Source organism: Pedobacter cryoconitis, from assembly GCF_014200605.1.
Taxonomy (GTDB): Bacteria; Bacteroidota; Bacteroidia; order Sphingobacteriales; family Sphingobacteriaceae; genus Pedobacter; species Pedobacter cryoconitis_B.
In genome coordinates this window covers 1,371,079-1,394,698 of sequence record NZ_JACHCE010000001.1, presented here as the reverse complement: position 1 = coordinate 1,394,698, position 23,620 = coordinate 1,371,079, and the positions used below count along the sequence as shown (strand labels likewise).

The following is a 23,620-nucleotide window of genomic DNA, read 5'->3' as shown; positions in this document are numbered from 1 at the left end:
TTTTATCTGACAAAGGCCATCGCTACGCCACCGTCTACGTTTAATACATTACCTGTTGATTTATTTAAAAGTCCGCCTACAAAAACCAGACAGGCATTTGCAATATCTTCCGGAAGGATAATCTTATCCAGCAAGGTGCGTTTAGCATAAAAAGCAGGTAAGTCTTCTACTTGCACGCCATAAGCTTTTGCACGGCCTGCCGCCCACTCTCCTGCCCAGATTTTACTGTCTGAGATGACTGCATCAGGATTGACTACGTTTACCCGGATCTGATCTTTTCCCAATTCTGCAGCGTTTAGCCTGCTTAAATGAAGCTGAGCAGCTTTAGCAGATCCATATCCTGCATTATTTGGCCCGGAAACTAATGCATTTTTACTCACTATGTTCAGGATATCCCCTCCAATTGCCTGTTTGCGCATCGTTGCCACAGCAGCCTGGGTGATTTTAAACTGGCCTTTAACCAGTACATCATATAACAGGTCCCAATCTTTGTCAGTATGTTCTTCTATGGGTTTGGAAATTGATAATCCGGCACAATTCACCACGATGTCTATTCCGCCAAAGGCGAGTGCAGCCGTATCAAATGCTTTTTGAATCTCTTCGTTATTAGTTACATCGAGCAATACAGTGGCATAAGTATCTTTTCCATAGAGGTTTTTAAACTCCTCTTCTGCCTGAGTTAAACGCCCGGCATCATTATCATTGATCAGCACCACAGCACCTTCTTCTATAAACCTTTTGGAAATAGCTTTACCAATTCCTCCGGCGCTCCCGGTAACCAAAGCAATTTTGCCTGTCAGGGCTTTGGGCTTTGGCATTCTTTGCAGTTTGGCTTCTTCGAGCAACCAGTATTCAATGTTAAAAGCTTCCTGACGCGGCAATGAGGTATAGGATGAAATCGCTTCTGCCCCTTTCATAACGTTGATCGCATTGATATAAAATTCTGCTGCTACACGTGCGGTCTGTTTGTCTTTAGAGAAAGAAAACAAACCAATCCCAGGATAAAGGATGATCACCGGATTAGCATCACGCATGGCCGGACTATTTTCATGTTTACAGCTTTGATAATAGGCTGCATACATTTCCCGGTAAGCTATAAATGCAGGTTCCAGGACTGCTTTTATCTGATCAGGGTCAGTCAGATCTGCATTGGCATCCAGGTTTAACACTAAAGGACTGATCTTGGTACGCAGAAAGTGATCCGGGCAACTGGTGCCTAATGGTGCAAGCCTGTTCAGGTCATTAGAATTAATAAATTCCAGCACCCTTGCATCATCAGTAAAGTGCCCTACCATATGACGCTCAGCAGAACATAACCCACGTAATACGGGCGATAAGATTGCTGCCTGGCTTTTTCTGATCTCTGGCGCTGAAACGGGGATTTTCTGGCCTCCGAATACCGGCCCTTTTTTGCCATAATTAGCTTCCAGATAAGCGGCACAGCTCTCTACGACTTCCAGCGTATTGAGATAACTTTCATAAGCGGTATCTCCCCAGGTGAATAGCCCGTGAGACCCCAGCATTATTCCCCTGATCCCAGGATTTTCGTCAAGACATTGTTTGAGCTGCAGCCCCAGATCAAATCCTGGTTTCTGCCAGTCTACCCAACCAATCTTTCCTTTAAACAGGTCTTGTGTAATTTGTTTTCCATCTTTTGCTGCTGCAATCGCAATGGCTGCATCCGGGTGTAAATGGTCAATGTGCTTAAATGGAAGAAATCCATGTAAAGGGGTATCAATTGATGGCGCCTTAGAGTTGAGGTCATAAATACAGTGGTTAAATAACTCTACCATTTCATCTTCGTGCTTAAGGCCCTTATAGATGTTTTTTAAAGATCTGAGACGATCTATATATAAAGCAGCCAAACCTGTACGTTTCAGTGTACTTATATCACCGCCAGACCCTTTGATCCACATAATTTCGACAGTCTGACCTGTTAGCGGATCTATTGCATTTACTTTGCAGGAAGTATTTCCGCCCCCATAATTTGTCAGGCGTAAATCTGCACCTAATAAATTTGAACGGTAAAGTAATAAGGCAACTTCATCTCCTGCCAGCTGTGCAGCCTTTGTTTCATCCCATAAATAGCTTACGTGTTTAAAACGGTCTCTTTCGTTTAACATATTATTTGATATTTATTGTTGTTATTTAATTGAATTTCCATACCCTACGATGAGGATAGAAGCGATGATAAACACAATACCTGCCAGTACTGTTCTGAATGTTTTTCGGGTAACTGATTTCCATTCTTTGAGTACCAGCCCCCAGACATTGGCTACCAGAATAATAAAAGCCATATGCAGAATCCATGAGCTTGCCCCATTGCCTAGCTTACTTTCACCCATTCCGTAAAAAAAGAACTGCAGGAACCAGGTGATCCCCGCCAGTGCTGCAAAAATATAGTTGGACAGCAGCGGCGTTTTTTTATTTGTATAGTCTTTAAATGTTTTATTCTTTGCATTAAGCAGCATACACCAAAGAAAATTGGTTGTCAGGCCACCCCATAAAATCACTACATAAGTTACGTTATTTTGAAAAAGAAATTCTCCTTGTCCGGGATGGATAGCTTTCCATAAATTATTGGCTTCATGTGCCATATCTTTACCCGCGTCAATGCCAAAGGCAAAACAAGAACTCAGTAATCCTGAAATAACAGCCACAGTCAGGCCTGATCCGATCTTAAACTCAGCACTTTCTTTTGTTTTTTGCTGCGCGGCCAGGTCTTTTTCTTTCATCATCCCCGCCCTTCCACAGAGAATAATTCCAATGATACAAACCACAAGGCCGGCAATCACGAGCTGGCCCCACGGACTTGTGATAATCTCAGTAAAAGTGTCTTTACCTGCTTTAGGATAAAAGTCATAATAGATTGATGGCATTAATGCGCCAAATACAGAACTCATGCCCAGTATAATGGAGCTGCCCAGCGATACCCCGAGATAGCGGACACCAAGGCCAAAGGTAAGCCCCCCTATGCCCCACAGTACGCCAAAGAAATAGGTTAATGCGATCACTGAAAAATTGGTATGTTTGATAATTTCAGTAAAACCCGGAATGGTCAGGCAGGCGGCCAATGGCGGAACAATCAGCCAGGAAAAGATTCCTCCAACAATCCAATAGCTTTCCCAGGCCCATCCTTTAACTTTTTTATAAGGTATGTAAAAGCTGCCAGAGGCGAAACCTCCGATAAAATGGAATATGACTCCAAAGATGATCTGCATAATTTATATATCTGGTTAGAATAATTAAGCGATAATACTGCTTTAAAATTACACAACTGTTATTAGCTGTCCTGCTCCATCTTAAAAATCAGGTATCAAATTGGTTATCCCCGGGACAGGGCTGATCGCTATAACCTACCCCCCATTGTCAAATTGCAGATCCTTCTTCTTCTTCACTACGCCAAAACCATAGCTAAAACCAACATAGAAGATCCTGGAGTTACTTACCGTTTTAACATGCTGCACTAAAAATGGCCCTTGTAAACCGGCTTCCTGCCTTTGTGTTTTAAAAATATCAGACACTGTAAAATAAATGCTCCCCTTTTTCTTTAACACATCGCGCTTAGCACCCAAATTCATCACAAAACTTGGTAAATACCTGCCCTGAGGGGTTAACCTTGCCGATTTATAAATAGAATTAAGCTGTAAAGCTATCAATTGTCCTAAGCTATAACCTGCATTTAAGTTTGCACTCCAGGTCACTGTTGATTTCTTATGGCTATATCCTAAATTAGTCGCATCTATCTCGTTATAAAAGATATTTGGCGTGAAATTGACCACCAGCTTATCATGCAGGTTCACACCGACAACCACATCGGCCCCAAAAGCCCTGTCATTCGCTAAATTCTGCTGCCGGGTAACCAGTACCGAATCATTTAAAGCTTCGGTAATCGCGGTAAATCTGTTCATCGTATATCTGTAATAAATACCCGGCATTAAACTGATCCCGTCTTTTCTCCATTGATAACCCGCTTCTACAGAATTGATAATTTCTGGTAAAAGCCGGGGATTACCTACCCTGATATTCGTTGGATCAGCATATTCTGCAAAAGGGTTCAGTTCATCGGCCTCCGGCCTCCTGACTCTGCGGCTATAGTTCAATTGTAATTCTTTATTGCCCTGCAACTTATAACTCAGATGTAAAGTCGGGTATACTTTGAAATAGTGGTTAGGAATAGATTCTCCGGTAGTGATAAGCCTTGAATTAACCGCACTATACTCCCCTCTTAAACCAGCCATCAATGTCAGTTTTTGAAAAGCCTGCGTATAGGTGCCATAAACAGCCTGAATATCTTCATTGTATATAAAATGATTGGTTTTCTGAATATCAGGAACAAATTGTCCGGTTGCCTGGTTAAATGCTTCGCCAAAAAAATCAAGGTCATGCTGATTAAACTGCCCGTCATAACCTGCTTCGAGCCTGATCTGTTCAGAAATCGGGTTTTCATAAGAAAGGGTTACTTGCTTCGTATCGGCAGTCTGCAAAATCAATGTATTATCCTGCTGGTTAGCTATTGCCGGCAATCTGTAAACATTAGTATATTGATTGTCTTCAGTTTCTGGCGAATGGGCAACATTAACTTCTAAACGGATTTTATGGTCTTCTTTAGTAAATCCATGCTCAAAATAAAACGCGCCACTGGTAGATTTTTCCTGTTCAAAATTCTTCCTTAACCTGTCATAATCCTGATTTCCGGAAATACTGGTAACCAGTTTAGCAGTCACATCGTCTTTATGTAAATTCCTCAGATAGAAATTTCCTGACCAGCCAAAACTGTTTTTTTTATCTATGGTATAATCAAATCCAAGACTGGCTATTTGAGAAAAAGGTCTTGTTTTAGCCGTTAAAAAATCAGTGTAGAAACTTATCGTCCGGTTAACCTGATCAGTCTGCATACGTTGATTTACGGTAGTGCGTAACCTGTCATCCTGTTTCATACTATAGGAACCAAATAAATTCAGTTTACCTGTATTGTAATTCAGGGACGTACCTGTGTTATAGCGTTCTTTGTTCCCCACATTCCCTGTGACTGTACCGTTTAAACCACGTTTAACATCTTTTTTCAGGATAATATTGATAATCCCCCCTGTCCCGTCCGGTTTATACTTAGCCGAAGGATTGGTAATTACTTCTATTTTTTCAATACTGTTTGCTGGCAACTGCTGTAATACTGCAGCAGCATTCTTACCCATTAAAGGTGATATTTTTCCATTGATAAGAATGGTTACGGCAGCATTTCTCAAACTCACATTTCCGTCTATATCCACCTGAACAAGGGGCACATTTTGAAGAATCTCACTGGCAGACCCTGATTTAGCCATGATGTCCTGATTTACATGATAAACCTTTTTATCAATAGTGTTGATGTAAAGTGCTTTTTTAGAATTGATAGCTACTTCTTTAAGAGTGCTTTTACTATTGTCCATGACAATATACTGCCTGATATTTTTATGCTGATTATCAAGCAGAAAAACAGCCGTTCTGGTATCATCATAACCAATATAACTGGCCTGGATATAATAATTGCCTTCAGGGATTCCTTTAAAAGTATAAGAACCATTGGCAAGGCTTATCTCGTGACCTTTAACAGCATCATCTGTCTGACTTTTCAATACAACATTGACAAATTCTAAGGGCACTTTGGATTTAAGATCTGTAATTGTACCGGATATCGAACCATTAAACTGCGCGCGAACAAACAAGGGAAAAGAAAAAAGTAATAAAAAACTGAGTACGTAAAGTTTCTGCATGTATTTAATTATAAATGCAGCATAGTTACCATTCAATTCTGGATAGAATTTGTAGTTAACAAAGAAAACAGACCCGGATTGTCATAGCTATATTAAGCCAGTATTATCATTAAGTTACTGCTTATCCAATCTTTCGATAACACAGATTTCCTTCAGAATTCAACTGCTCTCTTTGCATAAATTTTTAAACACCCCTTCATGAAACACCCTTACTTATTCTACAAATTATTATTATTTCTGTTTGTTGGAATGCTGTTTACAACTAGTTTGAGCGCACAAACGCTCGACGTAAAGGTAAAAGACTCCAAATCTGATGAACCAATGATGGGTGCCTCAATCACCCTGGTACAAGGTAAATCAACAAAAACTGTGTCTACCAATTTACAAGGTAAATTTCTATTAGACCATATGAGACTGGGGGCTTACAAACTTTGGGTAAATTTTGTTGGCTATAAGCAGTCAGAAGTATTTGAAGGAACACTGAGCAGTGGCCAGACAAGGTTTATTGTCGTGAACCTGCAGGATGCAAGCATTGAAATGAATGAAACCAATATTGTTGGGCATAGCAATAAAGAAAGTGACCACTCTGCACGCGGACTGGAAAAAAATGCGCCTATGATCCAGAATATCCTTTCGGCCAATACGATCCAGTTGTTACCGGATGTAACGGTCGCTAATGCATTACAAAGAGTAAGTGGGGTAACCATTCAACGTTCCGCAAGCGGAGAAGGCAGGTATGCAATTATCCGCGGAATGGATCAGCGTTACAATACAACACTGGTTAACGGGATCAAAATTCCAAGTCCCGACAACAAGTACAGATTTGTGCCCATGGATGTCTTTCCTTCCGAAATGCTGGAACGCCTGGAAGTGATCAAAGCCTTAACACCAGCTATGGAAGGCGATGCCATTGGAGGGGCGATGAACCTGGTGATGAAAAGTGCCCCCGATCGTTTTACATTCAGTGCAAATGTTTCTGGCGGGCTGTCAACGTTATTCTCTGATTCCAGACCTTTTGTACATTTTAAAGGTTCTCCAGTTAATAATTCTCCTGCTGCAGTTAATGGAAATAGCTATGCAGCGACCTATCAGGATTTCAATAACAAGGCACTCAATAGTCAGAAAAACTTATCAGCACCAATGAGTTCTACAGCCGGGCTAACTATTGGAGACCGCTTTTTAAAGGGTAAACTGGGTGTAATTGTTTCTGCAAGCTACCAGAATATTTACCGGGGGTCAGACTTTAAACAACTAACGCCTAATGCACAGCCATCGGCAATCCCATTACCTAATTCACCGCAGTTCTCGGATGCTTATGAAAGGACGTATTCTACGCAGACTCAACGTTTAGGCATCCATAACAAAATTGATTATGTCATCGATGAAAACAATAAATTGTCATTATACAATTTATATATTCATCAGAATGAATTTGAATCAAGATATGGCGCGGACACGCTGGGCTTAGGTTTAAATTCTACAGGCCTGAGCAAGCAAATCACACTGGCCAGCAGAAGCACGTTAACGAAACAGAATATCTATAATACTACGCTTCATGGTGATCACAGATTAAATGATAAATTACGTTTCAACTGGGATGCTGTATATTCAATAGCAAGCAGACATATGCCCGACAGAACTGAATTTAGCTATGATGCCAACCAGGCGCTGGACAACAATCACCAGGTCATCAATGAGATTGACAACAACACTAAACTCACGCATCACTGGGAAAATAACACAGACAAGGATATTGCAGGTTATGGAAATTTGATTTTCAATCACAATATAGCCGGACGGGATGTAGAGTTTTCAATTGGTGGCTTATACCGCCATAAAAATCGTCAGGCTGATTATATTACTTACAGTCTTTCGGGTGGCAAGTCTACCTTGTTTAATGATAATTTCAATACTATTCCTTTTGCATTCAATTCTCCTGCCGACGCTATCGGAAGTAATAATCCCGATTTGCAGAACAATTACAAAGTAACTGAAGATGATAATGCCGAATATCTGCAGTTCAGGTTTAATCTGTTCCCTAAATTACAGGTTTTAGGTGGTGTAAGGGTCGAAAACACAAGAATGAGCTATGAGACTGAATCGCCGGTAACAGTTACCGAAAGAGCAGGATCTGTAAGTTATACCGATGTATTACCAAGTCTGCATTTGAAATATGCGCTAACGGATAATCAAAATTTACGCGCTTCTTATTTTGCTTCTATCAGCAGACCAGGTTTTGGCGAACAGGTGCCTTACAGAACAGATGATGAATCTTATATCACAGTTGGTAACCCACATTTAAAACATATTACCGCCGACAATGCAGATATCAGATATGAACTTTTTCCGGGTGGGTCTGACCAGCTTTTAGTAGGTTCATTTTATAAAAAAATCTATAATCCTATTGAATACTTTGTAGTACGGGATGGTGGGCCAAGTACGCAGGTGATTAAACCTCAGAACGACCCCGGTGCAGCTACAAATTTTGGTTTTGAAGCTTTGGTGACTAAATTTTTTGGTGAGATTGGCTTCTCCCTGAATTATACTTATACCCATTCACGGATTACAACCAGCAAACTGCTTTATTTCAACGACCCTGTTTTAGGTTTACAACAATCACTGGTAGATGAAACACGTCCTTTACAGGGACAGGCAAATAATGTTGGCAATGCCTCTGTATTATTTAAAAGTGGAAGAATAGGTCTGGATCTACAGTTGGCCTTTGTTTATACCGGTGAGCGCTTATTCCAGGTATCACCTTATTATGGACTGGATTTTTATCAGCAGGCTTACAGTCAGCTTGATTTTTCATTCGAAAAAACACTGTTCAAAAGATTGTCGTTCTACGGAAAGATTAACAATATAACTAATGCGGCAGGTAAATTATACCTGAAATTCCCACATGGAAGTATTGATGCTAAACAGCAGCAATTCTTAGGCAAACAGGATATCAGTGATCAGACACTGGTGCAGAGCAATTACTATAAAACAATGTTCCTGGGCGGATTCAGATATAAGTTCTAAACCATAAGATTTCAAAAATGAGGAAAATGAAGATAATACTAAATATAATGCTGCTTTTGATAACAGCTGCATCATTTACAGGTTGCCAGAAATGGAAACAGGAACATACAGATATTTACAGCTATACACCACCGGCAGCGAATCCGGTAAGTGATAAAGAACCGCTTTCTTGCAGTGGGGGCAGTACGGTTGTACCAGTCAAAGGGACAATGCTTTCAGGAAAGACCTATACTGTTTCTGACGGCTGCGATCTGGTAATCAATGCCGGAGATACTTTATTACTACAACCAGGTGTGAAATTAAATATGGGAATTGGCAGCAGCCTGATTGCCCTTGGAACATTAGTGAGTAATGGATCTAAAGATCAGCCGAATTTCATTACTGTGCCGGGAATTACAAAAAATGATCAGCCAGGTGGCTTATTGCCTGCAAATGACCCTGCTTTTGCAGGCAAGTGGAAAGGCATTATTGGTGGCCCTACCTGTAATTTAATGGTATTACGCTGGACGCATGTCGAGTATGCGGGTTTAACGGAAGGTAAAGCAACATCTACGATTGCTGGTTCTGGTTTGGGAAACCAGTTCAGTATTCTGTTTGCCAATTACAATGGAAACTTTATTATGGAAGATTCCTGGTTATATGGTGGTGTGGACGATCCGGTAAGGATTTCTGCAGGTAAAGTTGCCATCTTCCGTAACACGTTTGAAAAAAACGGGATTAGTGGTGGTGATTGTATCAATATGAAAGGTGGTACGGTTGGTACACTGGCTTATAACTTGTTTTTAGGTACTGCTACAAATGGTCAGAAAGCGTCAAATAAAGGCCAGGCAACCGGAGCACCGCAAACCAATATCGTGATGTACAATAATACTTTTGTAAGTGGCGGATATCGCCAGGTACAGAGTGGCCGCGGTGGGACAATTAACTATGAAGAAGGCGCTATGGGCATGTATTTTAATAACGTAGCTGTCAATTGTAAATATGGATACCGGGTGGTTGGTAGCCCTACGGCAGATATTGCACATTTATCTTATGGCAATAACTATCAGTGGGCAGATTCTGTTAGTGTAGCCAACCAGTTTTATCCGACGGGTTATATTACTAAACCGCAGCCTACGGATATCCCTGCTATCACTTCAACAGCAAAATATTTACCTCCAAATTATACCCCCGGAGCCATATATGACGGAAGCGATGTGGTACAGAAAAATAACCCGATGTTTTTGAATTTCCCTTTACCAACTACCGGTCATCCCCTTGCCCAGTATAGTGCGGTTGGGAATTACAATTTCAGAATTCAACCCAACTCACCATTAATCGGGAAAGGAAATACAACGGTTAAACCTTTAATTGTTGTGCCATTGAATAGCATTTATGGAGTCTCGGAAGTTACTTTACCGGGAACAGATCTGGGATGTTATCAGTTGAGTGGCGTAGGAAACCAGCATTAGTTCAGCATAAAAAACATATAAATGAAAAAGACAATCAAATTCTTAAGTATCCTGTTAGCAATTACCGCATGGGGCACTTATTCCGCCATTGCGCAGTCTAATGATTTAAGAATTGTATTTATCCGTCATGGAGAGAAACCTGTAAAAGGAGACAACCTGAATTGCCAGGGATTAAACAGATCATTGAAGTTACCAGAGGTGCTTTTTAAAAAATTCGGTGTCCCATCTTTTACTTTCGTCCCTGCTATCGGTCTTGGTGAATCTACTAAGCATTCCAGAATGTTTCAAACGATAATTCCGATGGCTGCCAAATATAATTTAACCATCAATAGCAGTCATCAGGAAAGGGATTCATTAGCGATAGCGGCCGATTTGAAAAGCAGGACCGATACGGTACTTATCTTATGGGAACATAAAGGCATCAGTCCTATTGTTAAGAGTTTAGGCATTCAGGATAACAACCTTAAATGGCCTGACAATGATTATGATAGTATCTGGATTGTAACTTTTAAAGATGGAATAGCGAAGCTGGAAAAGGATAAAGAAAATATAAATCCCGCTAACGGATGTGAGTTTTAAATTGTCTTTCTGAAAGACAGCCCTTTTCTTCTCTTAGATTTTTCGGAGAAGAAAAGGGTAATTAACCGGATTGTACCACCGGATAATTCAGCACAATGGTTTGATCAGCTGCTTCAGGTATACCCGCCTTCTTTTTCCTGTAAAAATAAACATAAGAAAGCCCGGTCCCTGTAAGGCCAATCATAGATACGATTCCAGCTCCATGTACAAAAAAACTGCCCCATGATAATGTCGTATGCCCAAACTGTTTAAACAGCAAAATACAGACGCTCCCCAGATAACCTATAGAATCTGCCAGATAAATCATAAAACCTACATTGCTTTTATATCTGAAAGTGGCAATCAGCCTTTCAAAGAAAATAATTGAATAAGGTACATAGGCCAGGTAAAGACCTAATGTAACGATATACATATAAGTCATGTTATGGATTATATCTCCGGTAAGTGCCCATGTTCCCATACCAATCAGCAGGAACCCGAAACCGATGCAGCAATGGGCAAGTTTAAAAGCAAGGAAATTCTTTTTGACCAGCATAAGGAGTGACATCAGCAGCAATACTACAATTGAAATTGGTATATCAATCTGACTGTAGATACCCGGGTTATTTTTATAACCAAAGTCTGTCCAGATCTCCACTTCAAAGTTATCCCTGAAATCCCGCATCACGGTCAGTAAAACATAGATCGCAATATTAAAAACCAGACCGGGCAGAAAATATTTCACAAAGGCTTTACGTTCTTTAGCAGTCATAGGCAGACGCTGCGTTCTTTGTTTGATATCTTCTGCTGTAGGCGGCGGCACCTGTTCTAACAGGTATACAAAGAATATTAGCGGCAGGACAAATAAAAGTCCGACCATAAAAGGCATCCATTTTTCGGATATAGACCAATGCACCATCATAAAACGGCCTATGGTTTTTATAATCCCCGACGAGAAGATGAAGCTCGTACATAACACAGCCCCAATAAATTCTGCACTCTTTCTACCTTCAATATAAGTAAAAATCAATCCCCAGATCAGACCCAGAGGTATTCCATTAATAAACAGACAGACAATATTATAGGGAGCAGGAATGATAGCAAAACCCAAAAGTGAAAGCCATGCCGCAAAGAGCAAAAGAAGGATAGCCCTGCCCCTGCCCTGTGGCTTTATTTCTGCAATAAACCTGATACCAGCAAACTTACTCAGTGCATAACCACCAACCTGAGCAATAACAAGCCAGACCTTGAAATCAATTCCCAACAATTGATTTTCAAGGTAAGTGCCGGCAGTAAACCCCTTACGAAAGGCATAAGTACAGACGTAAATACAAAATGCAGCCATTGCACATAATACAGCGGTATAGGCTTGCGGCATCTGCATGAGCCTTGTTTTGAACGGGGATATTTTCTCCATGGGTTCAGGATTTTAGTTTCAGTAAGTAGCTGTATGTTAAGTCTTTCATTTGCTGAACTTCGGCAGCAAGAACGGGTCTGTCTGCATCTTTTCCAAGATCATCCCAACGACGTATTTTAACGTAAACCGGTGCCAGCGGGTCTTTTTCAAATTCGGCAGCTTCTTCGGCAGTCATTTTGCCTCCCTGAAATTCCAGCGTAATCTTACTGGCTTCTGAAAGCTCATTATAATAAGACGGCTCAGCGTAGGTAAGATATTTTTTTGCCGCCACATGACTTGACACCAGGTCAGCCATCTTTTGCGGAAAACCCAGCTTAACCAGACATTTCCCACCCAGGGCATCGTGATTTTGTGTTCCATAAATATCCATTTGCTCGTCTCCTTCAAAGAAATGGCCTATGTCATGGAAGAATGCTGCAAGTACAATTTCATCGTCTTCACCGGCCTGTTGTGCTAACTGCGCACACTGCATCATGTGCATGAGCATACTGACACGCTCCCCATATTCATGCGCTCCGTAAGCTTCATATAAGCTAAATATATATTCTACTGTATCGTGTATTTTCTGTTGTTCCATAATGAGTTTGTTTGCCGTTTTAAAACCTGTTATTGATTAAGCTGATTTCACAAGCCGCGCTAAATCACGTTTCAACACACTGAGTTTACTTAACAGGCCATCCCTGTCGGCATATGTCCCTTGTAAAAACCTTTGTCCTGTAGTTCCGTCGTAAGCACTACGCCCATGCATAACCCTTTCGTTATCAACTATAAAAAGATCAGAAGCCTCCATTTTGAATTGAACAAAATAACGTTCATCATCAATCAGCTTTGCGAGGTACTGATAAGCGGCATAAAATGCAGTCATATGATCTTCGTCTACTTCAAATGGCTGCACAGAACGGTTATTGAACCGGATAGCATTGACTTCACCAAAAACATCGAGGCCAATAATAGTTTCAGTCCTTTTAATGTGGTTATATTGGTCTGCAAACCTGAAAGTTACCGGGGTTGTTGATAGTAAATGAAACATCTGTGGAGAATGAGCTTTCAGATCGGCAATGACTTTAAAACCGTCTACCACGATAGAATTTCCTCCAACCGCACTCGATTGCAGGCAGTGTAAAAGTTGCAGTGTCGGTGTTGGATTCCGGTATGGATTGTCGGTATGCGCACTCAATCCAAGAGATGTGAAGGCAAGATTATTAGGATTAACTGTTGTTTTAACATCAAATAATTTCCCATAATTAGTTTCCCTTACATAACCAAAAAGCGATACGACTTTGCAGACCATACCCGGTTCTGCAGGTACATTGCGCAAAATGGCAAAGCCATACTTTCTAACCTGTTCCAGCCAGACACATAATGCTTCATTGCTGGCAGAAACCGCCGCATAATCTCCGGCAGGAAGATTATTATTCAACTGTTCATCCCATAATACCTTTCCATCCATTGCATTTCGCTTTGCATGGCGTTCTGCAATTGCAGCTTTAGAAAGGCGATGATCAAACAGCCATTGCGCACTGAATAAACTGCTGTGTTTTTCACCACTCCAGTCAATCTGTACTTCATTTTCTTCTGTAAGGGTAGTATTTTCAGGACTTATAGCAGGGTTGATGCCCGATGTTTCTATCAGTTTCTGTCCGTTGCTGTGTATCGTTGATAAGGATGGACAGTTATCACGCAGATATAAATATGGATAATTTGATACTTCTCCATTTGCCCAATAAACAACGAGTATGCCTGGGGTTTCAACTACTTTTTCAATGTGTGTTTCTATGCTCATAATAATTGATTTGCTTTTGTTATTTTATATAATCCTGATAAAATTCATACCTGCCTGTCAGGGGTTCAATTCCTGCTTCAGTATTCTTAGCTTGCTCAGCAGACCGTCTCTGTCTGCATAAGTCCCCTGAAGATGTCTTTTCCCCTCTTTACGATCAAAGCTTGTCCGCCCGTGAAGGATACGCTCATTATCTGCTATAAAAAGCTGACCGGGTATCATCTTGAATCTCACCTGATAAGCCGGGTCGTCAAGCATCCGCGCAAATGTCTGATAGGCACGATAAAACTGCGGGATAAGTTCATTATCCATCTCAAAAGCCTGTATAGACCTGTTATTGAATCTCAAAGAATGGAGCTCCTTTTGCGGGTTAAGACCTATAATAGTTACCTTTCGTTCAATCCAGTGGTCTTTGTCCCGAAAACGAAAATTTACAGGAATAGTACTCAGTAATTCAAAAAGACCGGGATGTGCTGTTCTGAGCATTGTCGCAACTTTAAAACCGTCTGCGACGATGGTGTCCCCTCCCTGTACTTCATTTTGCAGACAATGCAATAATTGCAATGTAGGGGCCGGGTCCCGATATGGATTATCTGTACGCGGACTTAACGCCAGTGAGGTACTGGCCAGATTATTCAATACTGCAAATCCATAACGGCGCACATATTCTAACCAGACTGTTAAGGAAGTTTTATCTTCATTGACCTGATGATATTCTGCCTGAGGGACACCAATACCTAATGTACTATCCCATAGTTCAATGGGTTCAAAAAGCTCATTTCTGGCTTTACGCTTTTCGATTTCCTGTTTTGAAAGACAATGATCACGCAGCCATCCGGCAGAAAAATTACTTTCATGCCCGTCCCTTTCCCATACTATAGTTAGAAAATCATATGGGGCTATAGTCTCATTTTTTATCAGTTCGGTATATGCCGGCCTTATATCCGGGTCCAGTTGCGCAGTTTCTGTTATCTTCTGTCCGTTTTCATGAATATTCTGCAAAGAAGGACAGTTATCCCTTAAATAAATATAATAGAACACACTGGTATGACCGTCCGCCCATTGGACAGTGAGTGCATCTTTGTCCGCCAGATAACTAATTATACTATATTTCTCCATAATGAACCGGTCAACACTATTTACTGTGGTAAAACTCAGTAAATAGTGTTATCAGGAATTTAACATCAGGTTATGTATTATAGCTCTTTGTTAAGAAAAAACAGAGAATTAAAGATAAAAAGAGCAAGGTTTGCCCCTGTACAACAAAGAAAAAAGGCTTAAAAAAGCCAATAAATTAATACAGCTGTAACATCAGGTTCATTTTTCATTATCTGACTGAAAGAGATTTAATAGCGTATATTAAGGTATTGTTAAATAATCACTTACACCCTTTATTTATTAATATGACTTCTATCTTTGCAGCGAAGTACAAGTGCTACTCTCAAACGCAGGGCGCTGAATTATGGCGGCAATAGAAGGTTCGATCCCTTCCTCTGCATCTACAAGGATCTTAAAATAATCAGTCTTATCAGAAAAAGGTAAGACTGATCAGATCTTAAATATTTTGATGAGCTTTTTCAGGCCCCCTGCTTAATCATCTAACCCTTTTCCGCTAAGAATCTGCGGTATATATTTTTCTACCCTCGACTCCCGGGTTTTAGCCTGTTTAGCCGCAGAAAAATAAAGATGATATGCTTTTTGTCTTCCAGGCGTTAATGCTTCGAAAGCAGTTTTCAGGGCAGGGATCTGATCCAGTTTATTTTGAAATTCTTCTGGATATATAAGCTCCGTACTTTTTTTGAAATCCACCTTTAAACCTGCTTTTTCTATAGCAATGGCTTCATCAATATAGGATATAATAAGGGGCTCCAAATCAAATATTTCCCGGATGTTAGTAAACCGGATCTGCCTTGCGGACTGGGTATTTTCCGTTTGCCGGATTAGAATCCCATTGGCATCATTTAATAAAGCGCCTTTGAAAAATAAAAGCGCACAGTATTCCTTAAATACATGCATTAAAACGATGTTACTTTTTTGAAGTGTGTAACAGGGAACACCCCATTTCAATTCTTCAGACAGCCCGGTGTCAAGCATGATCTTTCTCAATTGATCCAGCTCCTGCTGCCACTTTTTAGCTTTAGTAAAATAAAAATCAACTTTAGGATTCGTACCGCTCATAGCTTAAAATTAACTTAAATAAATTTTCTGTCCAAGGCCTGAAATACCAGGATACCACAGTCAGGGCTAACAATTATAATTGATATTTTAATTTACCTGCGATATCTTCTAAACGCTTATGCGCCATATTCAATCCCTGAGCAAATGGCAATTTCAATAACTGATCTCTTTGTGCAACTGATTCATAGATAACATGCATATTAAGCTTGCTGGTATCTCCGGTAACTTTTTCAAAGTTCAGGAATTCAAGCTGGACACCAAAAGGCGAATTTCCCATTTCAAATGTCCTTGTGATTTTCTGGTTCGGAATAAATTCATGGATTACACCGTTTGCACTGAATACCACATTTCCCTGAGCATCTGAGGTTTCAAATTGCCAGCTGCCATTCTTTTTACTTTCCAGTTTCAGCACTTTTGTTCCCATCCACTGCGCTACAATTTCAGCTTCTGTATATGCTCTGAAAAGTAATTCCAATGGCAAATCAAAATCCCTTGTAATGACAATTTCCTGTTTACCGTCTTCGGCATTGATTTTTGTTTTCTGTTCCATACCATTTATTTTTTTGGTTTATATTTTTCCATTATAGATTCCAGTTTATTGAACCTGTCATCCCACATTTGACGAAATGGTTCAATAAATTCTGCTATCTCCCTGAATTTTTCAGGATTCAAATGATAGTAAATTTCTCTGCCATTTTGCTCCTGTTCAAGCAATTCACATTCGGTAAGTATTTGCAGGTGTTTGGAGACTGTCGGCCTTGCGGTATCAAAGTTTGAAGCTATCGCCCCAGCTGTCATAGCTTGTGTGGCCACTAAAATCAATATAGCCCTTCTGGTTGGGTCCGCTATGGCCTGAAATACATCTCTTCTTAAATTCATTATGTAGCTATTTGACTACAAATATAAACGTAGTCATTTAACTACACAAATGTTTTTATATTTTTTTATTTTGCCCCGCAAGGAATATACAACTTATTGAATTCATAAAAACAGGTTTATATGAGTACAGCAAAGACACAACTGGACATCGGCTACGGGCAACCAATCGAAATTAAAATTGAATTTCCCGTATCAGTCCTTTCTGAATATAACGGACCGGATAATCTCGACGAGACCTGGGATGAAAACATCAGTTATATTATCAATGAATCCTTAAATGATAACAATTTATTGATTAAGGAAGCAAGAATTGAAATATATCCGGTTTCAGTAAAAATTGAGCCTGCTCCGGCCAGGAATGATGAAGTTTTCAGTTACGAACTCACCTTAATCATCAAGCCTCCGGGATGTAATTTTCAATTTATTGCAGATAGCCTGACCAGTGCAGGTTATCAAAAGGGATTGTGCATCAAAAAAAAATCTGCATACAATGGCTTTGAAACCATATATACAGATGAATATTATAATTTAAATAGATAATAGTGTATTATAAAATTTGCTCAGCCTGCTCTTTCACTTTCTCATTCATCAGCTCAAAACCCCTTTTTGTATTGTTATCAAGTTGTTTTTTCAAGAAAGTAACCAGCACACCCTTGAATTTTTCACTCTGAATAAAGGTTGTAGTCCCATTTCCATTGTCAACAAGCTCAAATTTGTGTTCCCCGTCAAAGATCCCGGGAAACAATAATCTTCCGATCCATTTAAATTCTTTATTGCGGTCAAAGGCAAGCACTTTCGGTTTAAAAGTCATACCTTTTGCCTCAGGAGGTGCAATTTGTACAGTAATCTGCTGACCGACTTTAATATCACCTTTGAGCATTTTAATAAAGGGGTTCCATTTTGGATAATTATCAAAATCAACCAGTACTGTCCAGACTTTTTGCGGTGTTGCGTTGATTAGAATTTCAGTTTTAATTTCTTTTGTCATCAGGAGAAGTTTAAAATAAAGGTTAAAACACCTCAGGATATTTTTGAATAAATAATCTTCGGTGTTTTCATGTTGTTACATGATTAAATAACCCTATTCAAAGGTCTTTAATAAAGAATAAAACACCCTTGATAAAAATCAAGAAATAGTTATTTTTTTCTGATCCTGCTAAAGGTCTCAGGCGTCATGCCTAACATAGAAGCAATATATTGTAAAGGGACCTGGTTAAAAAGTTCCTTATTATTTTCAAAGAAAAGATGATACCTTTCTTCGGCTGTCATAGAAAGATGTGTAAAAACACGGTCCTCCAGTGTCGTAAAACATCTGGTAATGAATAGCTTCTCAAATTCCTGCCATCTGGGCACTATCTTTCCTATTTTATTATAATCCTCTTTACTGATCGTATATAAAACTATATCTGTCAATGCCTGAATTGTCCAGCGGGCAGGCTGGTCAAAAATAAAACCGGCAAGATCTGTGATAAAATATCCTTTTGTGGAGATCCATTGCGTAACTTCTTTATCAGCTGTGATTGCAAAAACCCTCAGCAGGCCTGATTGTACAAAACTCATTTTGTCCGGTGACCTTCCTGTTTTCAGAAAATAGTCACCTTTTTTAAGAAGTTCAAGCCTGAAAAACGAACTAATAGTCTCCAGTTCATCACTTTTAAGATCGCCAAAGTAAGAAATAATATACTTTTGAAGCTCTTTTACAGCCTCTGTTTCCGTTACACTACTGCTCATGGTTTTCTCTTGCTTTTACCGGGATCTGAAACCAGAATTCAGATCCTTCGTTTTCAATACTGTTCACCCCTATCTGACCGCCATGCCTGTTAATGATCTCTGCACAAATATAAAGCCCCAGGCCTAAACCAGAAAACATAGACGAAACAGCATCTACTCTAAAAAAGCGATCAAATACATTTTCAAGCTTGTCCTGAGGTATACCAATACCAAAATCTTTAACTGTGACCCTTAAATCGTCACCTATTAATTCTGTATATACCATAGCAGTTCTGCATTTTGGAGAGTATTTAATAGCATTTGACAAGAAATTATTGACAACCTGTTCTATTCTGTGCTGATCTCCAAAAACCTCGATATCATCGATATGATTGATTACAATTTCATAGTCTTCAGTATGCCTGATATCATCGATACACTCTTCTAAAGCACTTTTAACGTTAAAATAAGCGTAATTAAACTGCATTTTCCCAGCCTGTATCTTGGTTACATCCAGTAAGTCATTGACAAGAGAAGTTAAATTGCCAATCTGTTTTTCGGCCTTTCCAATGAGGGTTAACATTTGTCTATTCTGCTGACTTTTCTCTGCAGTTCTTAAAGCCAACTGCAAAAACCCTTTGATGCTGGTAATCGGGGTCTTTAGTTCATGGCTTGCAATACTCATGAACTCATCCTTTTTATGCATCAGTTCTTTGGTTGTTTGCTGTGCTTTTAGTAAATCAGTCACATCAAAACCAAAAAATGCAATCCCATCAACTTTACCATTTTCTGTATAAACAGGAATAAATGTAAAGTCAAACCAATGTTCTCTAACCTGCTGATCAGCATGCTTATATTTTATATTGAAAGATTTTGCAATATAGGTTTCCCCACTTTTCAGCACCTGCTGTTCAATTTCTGCTATTGGTGAATTCAAGTATTTAGGATGAGCCGCTGCCGAAGTTTTTCCTATAAAATCATCAGTACCAACAAACTCATTAAATTTATTATTGGTAAACTCATAAACCAGCTCGTTTCCTCTGCGGATAGTAATTAATGCAGGCGCATTTTTAAAGATCCTGTGAAACTCTTCCTGCTGTTCTTTGATCATTTTTTGAAGCTCAGCCCTTCTTTGTTCAGCAACTTTCTGTTCTGATATATCAATTACATAAGTAACCGCTTCGGCTCCTTTACCTAATAATGCTGATCCTATCATTACAAAAATACGGCTGCCATCTTTACGTATATACTCTTTTTCGTAAGGTGGACAGACACCCTCTGTTTTTAATCTTAAAATTGCTTCTTCAGTCACATGATTATATTCCGGAGGTGTGATTATAGCCCAGTCCAGGCCATCGTTCAGGTCATCTTTTCCATAACCAATCATTCTCAGAAAAACGTCATTTGCATCCGCAATTAATCCGGTATCAATATTAGAAAACATCATCCCGATCATATTGGAATGAAATACCTTCTCGAATTTCTCTTCACTCGAGGTAAGTTTAGCTTCGGTTTCGATTAATTTTGTCACATCAACCATAGAGCCAACCATCCGGTATGGGGTGTCAAAGTCATCATACATAATTGATCCGCGATCCAGGATAACAGCATAACTTCCATCAGATTTCTTCACTCTGTATTGTGCAGACCATTGTTTTTTATTGCTGTTGATTGCATCGTACACACTATCCTGAACAGCTTTTCTATCTTCAGGATGGATACGCTCAAACCAAAAACTAATATTACCATTCTCCAGGCCAGACTCATAACCAAACATGGAATTGAAATTATTACTCCTCCAGATCGTATTCTGAACAAGGCTCCAGTCCCAGATGGTATCATTGGTTGCCATGGAAACCTGGCTAAAACGCTCTTCACTTTCAGACAGTTCCCTGGTACGCTCAGCGACTTTAAGTTCAAGTCCGGTATTGAGGTCTTTCAAACTCTCCCTTGCAACAATCAACTCATTGTAATTCTTCTTTAACCTGTCTTCTGCAGCCTTCTGATCTGTAATATCTGTCAGGGTGGCTACAAAACCATCAGCCATTTTTACAGCTACAATTTTATACCATCTGTTTTGCAAGTCCTGAAATTCAGTTTCCAGATTTTTCCCTTTTTCTATCAGGCTTACATACTTATTAAACAGATTTCCCTGGATCAATACAGGAAGCTGTTTAACTAATAATGCATGATCCAGCTCGGCCTTATCTTTTTGAAGTAGCCTTAAAGCCGAATCATTGAACGATGTACATTTAAAGTCAATAATAACACCTTCTTTATTGCGTACTGTTGTGAAAGCAAGTATCCCATTCAGACTGGCATTGAAAACACCTGAAATGATATTGTTTAGCTCAGTAATATGCGAAATATCAACAAAAGTGATCACTACCCCATCTCTTTTTTTATCCTTACGCACATAAGGCATAATCCTCATCAGGCTTCTTTTACCATTTTTTAAAGTAACTTCTTTCTCTATCATGGCTGTGCCTGATAAAACGGAACTTACATCTGTAATCAGGTTTTCTGCAATCAGATTGTTAGAAATCTGTACAAAAGAACGGCCAATATCAGCATCAATCATGTTGATGATATGAATCGCAGCTGCATTAAATTTACGGATATAAAGATTTGCATCCAGAAATACCTGGCCAATATCTGTACTCCTGAAATAATTATCCAGGTCATCATTCAACTCAACCAGTTCTTTAATCTTGACCTGATGCTCTGTATTTAACGTATAAAGCTCTTCATTCAATGATTGCAGCTCTTCGTTTCCGGATTGCAGTTCCTCATTGGCCGAAAGCAATTCTTCGTTAGTAGACTGGAGTTCTTCGTTAGTCGTCTCCATCTCTTCCATAGCCAGCTGAAGATTGCTCCTGCTTTCATTCAGCTCTGCTTCCAGTTCAAATACATATTCATCATACTGCTCTGATGATAAAGGGGATGTATTGGAATCCTCTTTATCAGGAATACTATCAGCTACATGCTGTGTAAAAGATAACATGGTATATCCGGCTTCATCAGGTGGCTGAATAGATATATTAAGCAGCAACGATATTTCATTGCGATTTATCCTGAGCCTGTTTAAATGCACCGGCACATTTTCTTTCCAGACTTTTCTTAAAGCAGTATTCAATACAACGGATACTTCTTTAGGAACCATTTTCAGAATATTTAACTCAATTTTCTGATCTGGAAGGGATAAAAAGTTCTTATAGTTGCCTATAACTTCTTTAATTATATATCCTTTATCAATGAATATACCAGCATAACCAAGCTCATCTATTATAAATTTATTGAAACGCTTTTCGAAATGACTCTGAGGAGGCTCTTGCAGGGGTTTCCCATTTTTTTCTTCTGAAATTAATAGTCTTCCGGAAGTATTATAGGTATTAAAAGATGAATAGTTAATAGCGCCCGATTTTTGATAAATTTTCCATTTATCTGCGGTTTCAGATATCCCGCCCTTTAGAATGTTAGCAGTTTCACTGGATCCCAAAAATAAATAACCACCTTTATTTAATGAGAAATGCAAAGTAGAAAGTACTTTTTCCTGCAATGCTTTATTCATATAAATCAGCATATTCCGGCAGCTCACCAGGTCATTCTTAATAAAGGGAGGTGATTTGATGACATCATGTTTTACAAAAACCAATTGTTTTCTGATTGCAGGGCTTACACTATAAAAGTTACCTTCCTGAATAAAGTATTTTTTAAACAATGCGACCGGCACTTCCTTTCTGATATTTTGCGGATATTGGTTTTTGGAAGCTATTTCTATACTTTTAGGGTCTATATCGGTAGCGAAAACTTTCACTTCCATAGTTTTACCAGCTTTTTCCAGGCACTCATTAATCAGAATAGCAATAGAATAGGCCTCCTGACCTGTACTGCAGGCACAAACCCATACTTTTAAGATCTCTCTTTCCTTCTTGCTATTAATGATATCAGGTATCACCTTCTTTTCTAAATAGTCAAAATGATCCTTATCCCTGAAAAACTGAGTTACGCCAATTAAAAAGTCCTGTCCAAGTATTTTTACTTCATTTAGGTTCTCTTTTAAATACCCGATATAAGTTTCCAGCGTATTTATACCATTTTCATTCATCCTGCGGCCAATACGCCTGATGATAGTCGGTGTTTTATAAAGATTAAAATTATTACCACTCTGTTCATGCACCATTTTGAAGATGACATCGAGCATGCCTTCATCAATATGGTTGTGATCCAGTATTTCTAAAGGATCTTCATTGACATAGTTAAATAATTCCTGGTACATTTTGGCAGGAGAAAGAATATGATCAACTTCTCCCATTGCAATCGCACTGTTAGGCATTCCATCAAACTTTGCAGTTAAAGGGTCCTGGACTAAAACCATCCCCCCCTGCTCCTTGATACTTTGAATTCCTTTTGTACCATCTGTACCTGTACCAGAAAGAATAATTGCGATAGCTTTTTCCTTCTTGTCTTTGGCCAGTGTATGCAGGAACATATCAATTGCCATGTTGGGCGCTTTAAGCTTTGACTTATCGGCAAGTTTTAACCGCCCGTTGCTGACTGTCATCAGCTTATTATTAGGTATAATATAGACAAAGCCCTGTTGAATAGCCATATCATGGGCCGCCTCAATGACCTTCATCTGTGTATGTTTAGAGACCAGTTCTACCAACAGGCTTTTATGCTCTGAGGAAAGGTGCTGAATAACAACAAAGGCGAAATCCGAACTTTGAGGCATGTTGTCAAAAAATTCATGAATAGCCTCTAATCCACCTGCAGAAGCACCTATAGCAACAATATATTTATCATCACCCTTTAAATAATTAGTATTGTTGTGATCCTGCATACCAGTCTCCATCTCTATTTTTTTTCT

17 protein-coding genes are annotated in these 23,620 nt (G+C 39.4%); 4 read left to right on the top strand and 13 right to left on the bottom strand.

Features of this window, described 5'->3' with window-relative positions; translation table 11 throughout:
- Positions 1–2: 2 nt before the first annotated feature.
- The 3 genes from HDE68_RS05715 to HDE68_RS05705 form a co-directional block, all read right to left on the bottom strand.
- On the bottom strand, positions 3–2,123 hold the full coding sequence (locus tag HDE68_RS05715; protein ID WP_183879752.1) for a bifunctional aldolase/short-chain dehydrogenase: 2,121 nt from the start codon (positions 2,121–2,123) through the stop codon (positions 3–5).
- A 21-nt stretch (positions 2,124–2,144) separates the two neighbouring features.
- Positions 2,145–3,221 (bottom strand): L-rhamnose/proton symporter RhaT, encoded by a 1,077-nt coding sequence (gene rhaT, locus HDE68_RS05710; protein WP_183879750.1) that lies wholly within the window; start codon positions 3,219–3,221, stop codon positions 2,145–2,147.
- A 135-nt stretch (positions 3,222–3,356) separates the two neighbouring features.
- Positions 3,357–5,753: a TonB-dependent receptor domain-containing protein gene (locus HDE68_RS05705; protein ID WP_183879749.1), complete on the bottom strand. Its 2,397-nt coding sequence runs from the start codon at positions 5,751–5,753 to the stop codon at positions 3,357–3,359.
- A gap of 198 nt (positions 5,754–5,951) precedes the next feature.
- Between HDE68_RS05705 and HDE68_RS05700 the strand changes: the two genes are divergently transcribed.
- From HDE68_RS05700 to HDE68_RS05690, 3 genes are read left to right on the top strand one after another with little or no spacing between them, the layout of a single operon-like run.
- Complete coding sequence (locus tag HDE68_RS05700; RefSeq protein ID WP_183879747.1) at positions 5,952–8,777, top strand: TonB-dependent receptor; 2,826 nt, start codon at positions 5,952–5,954, stop codon at positions 8,775–8,777.
- 26 nt (positions 8,778–8,803) lie between these two features.
- On the top strand, positions 8,804–10,228 hold the full coding sequence (locus HDE68_RS05695) for a hypothetical protein (RefSeq protein ID WP_183879745.1): 1,425 nt from the start codon (positions 8,804–8,806) through the stop codon (positions 10,226–10,228).
- A 21-nt stretch (positions 10,229–10,249) separates the two neighbouring features.
- Positions 10,250–10,807 carry a histidine phosphatase family protein gene (locus tag HDE68_RS05690; protein ID WP_183879743.1) on the top strand — a complete coding sequence of 186 codons (558 nt, stop codon included), beginning with the start codon at positions 10,250–10,252 and terminating at the stop codon, positions 10,805–10,807.
- A 61-nt stretch (positions 10,808–10,868) separates the two neighbouring features.
- Here the strand turns inward: HDE68_RS05690 and HDE68_RS05685 are convergent, their stop codons facing one another.
- From HDE68_RS05685 to HDE68_RS05655, 7 genes are all read right to left on the bottom strand, one after another.
- Positions 10,869–12,203 carry a DUF5690 family protein gene (locus HDE68_RS05685; RefSeq protein WP_183879741.1) on the bottom strand — a complete coding sequence of 445 codons (1,335 nt, stop codon included), beginning with the start codon at positions 12,201–12,203 and terminating at the stop codon, positions 10,869–10,871.
- A gap of 4 nt (positions 12,204–12,207) precedes the next feature.
- A complete protein-coding gene (locus HDE68_RS05680; protein WP_183879739.1) occupies positions 12,208–12,780 on the bottom strand; it encodes an HD domain-containing protein in 573 nt (190 codons plus the stop codon).
- A gap of 36 nt (positions 12,781–12,816) precedes the next feature.
- Complete coding sequence (locus HDE68_RS05675) at positions 12,817–13,986, bottom strand: TauD/TfdA family dioxygenase (protein ID WP_183879738.1); 1,170 nt, start codon at positions 13,984–13,986, stop codon at positions 12,817–12,819.
- Between the two features lie 57 nt (positions 13,987–14,043).
- Entirely contained in the window at positions 14,044–15,102 is a 1,059-nt protein-coding gene (locus HDE68_RS05670; protein ID WP_183879736.1) for a TauD/TfdA family dioxygenase, read from the bottom strand.
- Between the two features lie 471 nt (positions 15,103–15,573).
- Entirely contained in the window at positions 15,574–16,161 is a 588-nt protein-coding gene (locus tag HDE68_RS05665; RefSeq protein WP_183879735.1) for a YdeI/OmpD-associated family protein, read from the bottom strand.
- 73 nt (positions 16,162–16,234) lie between these two features.
- Positions 16,235–16,711, bottom strand: a complete 477-nt coding sequence (locus HDE68_RS05660) for an SRPBCC domain-containing protein (protein ID WP_183879734.1) — start codon at positions 16,709–16,711, stop codon at positions 16,235–16,237.
- Between the two features lie 5 nt (positions 16,712–16,716).
- A complete protein-coding gene (locus HDE68_RS05655; RefSeq protein ID WP_183879733.1) occupies positions 16,717–17,040 on the bottom strand; it encodes an ArsR/SmtB family transcription factor in 324 nt (107 codons plus the stop codon).
- A gap of 120 nt (positions 17,041–17,160) precedes the next feature.
- On the opposite strand from HDE68_RS05655, the gene HDE68_RS05650 reads away from it, so the two are divergent.
- On the top strand, positions 17,161–17,580 hold the full coding sequence (locus tag HDE68_RS05650; RefSeq protein WP_183879732.1) for a hypothetical protein: 420 nt from the start codon (positions 17,161–17,163) through the stop codon (positions 17,578–17,580).
- A 7-nt stretch (positions 17,581–17,587) separates the two neighbouring features.
- Here HDE68_RS05650 and HDE68_RS05645 read toward each other — a convergent pair whose 3' ends face one another.
- The 3 genes from HDE68_RS05645 to HDE68_RS05635 all read right to left on the bottom strand — a co-directional run bounded on the left by HDE68_RS05645 (position 17,588) and on the right by HDE68_RS05635 (position 23,605).
- A complete protein-coding gene (locus HDE68_RS05645) occupies positions 17,588–18,028 on the bottom strand; it encodes an SRPBCC domain-containing protein (RefSeq protein ID WP_183879731.1) in 441 nt (146 codons plus the stop codon).
- Between the two features lie 149 nt (positions 18,029–18,177).
- Positions 18,178–18,771: a Crp/Fnr family transcriptional regulator gene (locus tag HDE68_RS05640; RefSeq protein WP_183879730.1), complete on the bottom strand. Its 594-nt coding sequence runs from the start codon at positions 18,769–18,771 to the stop codon at positions 18,178–18,180.
- Positions 18,761–23,605: a chemotaxis protein CheB gene (locus HDE68_RS05635; RefSeq protein WP_260171628.1), complete on the bottom strand. Its 4,845-nt coding sequence runs from the start codon at positions 23,603–23,605 to the stop codon at positions 18,761–18,763. The genes HDE68_RS05640 and HDE68_RS05635 overlap by 11 nt, the downstream gene beginning before the upstream one ends.
- Positions 23,606–23,620: the final 15 nt, after the last annotated feature.